Annotated in this window: 2 protein-coding genes; both read left to right on the top strand. The window is 64.9% G+C overall.

Going from position 1 to position 2003, the window contains the following annotated elements; translation table 11 throughout:
* The first annotated feature begins 445 nt into the window (after positions 1-445).
* Positions 446-931, top strand: a complete 486-nt coding sequence (locus tag P2Q66_RS05155; RefSeq protein ID WP_275726130.1) for a glutathione peroxidase — start codon at positions 446-448, stop codon at positions 929-931.
* Positions 932-1094: 163 nt separating this feature from the next.
* Positions 1095-2003, top strand: a 909-nt coding sequence (locus P2Q66_RS05150; protein WP_275726129.1) for a phosphodiesterase, incomplete at its 3' end; no start/stop codon positions are given.

Here is a 2003-nt window from a genome sequence, read left to right as displayed (position 1 = left end):
CCGACTGGGCCGTCGCCGTCACCGACCGGGCCGTCACCTACCCCGACTGGGCCGTCGCCAACACCTACCCCGACTCAACCGACGCCTACTCCTACGCCGACTGAGCAGTCGCCAACACCTACCCCGACTCAACCGACGCCGACGCCGACTCCTACGCCGACTGAGCCGACGCCGACACCTTCGACGACCCAGCCGACGCCGTCGCCCTCGCCGGCACCTACGGCCACACAGCCATCGGCCACGCCCGCTGCACCAGGGGAACCGGCGGTGCCGGAAACCTGCCCGGCGGCCGGGACAGTAGCCGATGCCGGGACGACGGGGGGCCAAGCCCCGGTGCCGGACGCCGAAGCCAGAAGAATTGCCCAGGAAACTCTCAGTCCGGAACAGTACCTTGAGTGGTTGGCAACGAATTACCCGTGTGGACAACTACCTGAGGACGCAACCATTGGCACAGCTGTACCGGGTCCCGCTGACCCTCAATGACGGAACCGAAACCGACTTCGGCAGATTCAGGGGCAAAGTGGTGATGGTGGTCAACGTGGCCTCCAACTGCGGCTTCACTTCGCAGTACACCGGCCTGGAGACGCTCTACGGAAAATTCCGCGACCGCGGCTTCGAGATCCTGGGTGTGCCCTGCAACCAGTTCGCGGGGCAGGAGCCCGGAAGCGACAGCGAGATCGCTGAGTTCTGCCAGCGCAACTTCGGCGTCAGCTTCCCGCTGACGGTGAAGTCGGATGTGCGGGGCAAGGGCCAGCATCCGCTCTACGCCGAGCTCACCAAGTTCAAGAGCGGGCTGCTGCCGGGGCTGGTGAAATGGAACTTCGAAAAGTTCCTGGTCAGCCGCGACGGGCAGGTGGTGGACCGGTTCGCGCCCACTGTGGAGCCGGACTCGGCTGAGGTCATCGACGCCATCGAAAGGGCTCTCGGCTGAAAAACCGGCGCTTTCCCGAATCCGGCCCTCAAAAGCGCAGTTCTTTCATTTTTTTCCACATCGGCTACGGCGATTTGCCCAAAGTTTGCCAAATGTCTGATTGGATAAATATTACTGAAGGGTACCAGGGAAGCGCCGTTTCCCACCGACCACAGAGGTAGCAATGGAGCACATCGAGGCCGAGCATCCCCGGCCACGCCACTTCCTACTCCACCTGAGCGATCCCCACCTGTTGGGAGGTCCGGACCCCCTGTACGGCGTCGTTGACAGCGAAGCGCGCCTCACCCAGCTCTTCGAAGAAGTCAAAGCGTCCGGGGCGAAGCCGGAGGCCGTGATCTTTACCGGCGATCTCGCGGACAAGGGCCATCCCGAAGCGTATGTGAAGCTCCGCGCCATCGTGGAACCCGCATGTGAGGACCTGGGGGCGGAGGTCATCTGGGCCATGGGCAACCACGACAACCGGGCCAACTTCCGCGCCGGTTTGCTGGACCAGCCGGGCAATGACGCGCCGGTGGACAACAGCTACTTCATCAACGGGCTCCGGGTTATCACCCTGGACACCTCCGTGCCTGGCTACCACCACGGCGAGCTCAGCGACGCGCAGCTGGAGTGGTTGGGCCGGGAGCTGGACACACCTGCGCCGGACGGAACCATCCTGGCCCTTCACCATCCACCCGTCCCGTCCGTCCTGGACCTCTCGGTGCTGGTCGAACTGCGGGATCAGTCGTCCCTTGCGGCAGTGGTCCGGAATTCCGACGTCCGCACCATCCTGGCAGGCCACCTGCACTACTCCACCACGGCAACGTTTGCCGGGATTCCCGTCTCGGTGGCCTCGGCTACCTGCTACACGCAGGACTTGAACGTGCCGGTGGGCGGAACCCGCGGGCAGGACAGCGGACAGGCCTTCAACCTGGTGCACGTCTACGAGCACACGATCGTCCACTCGGTGGTCCCGCTGGGCAGTTCGACGACGGTGGGCGAGTACGTGGCCCCGGAGGAGACAAAGCGGCGCCTGGCCGCCGCCGGGATCCGGATCCCCGAGACCGCCAAGCAGCCAAGCAGCGCCCGGGTG

The organism is Arthrobacter sp. Cr_A7 (genome assembly GCF_029222765.1).
Taxonomy (GTDB): Bacteria; Actinomycetota; Actinomycetes; order Actinomycetales; family Micrococcaceae; genus Arthrobacter.
The sequence above is the reverse complement of the archived record's forward strand: the minus strand, read 5'-3'. Positions and strand labels throughout refer to the sequence as shown.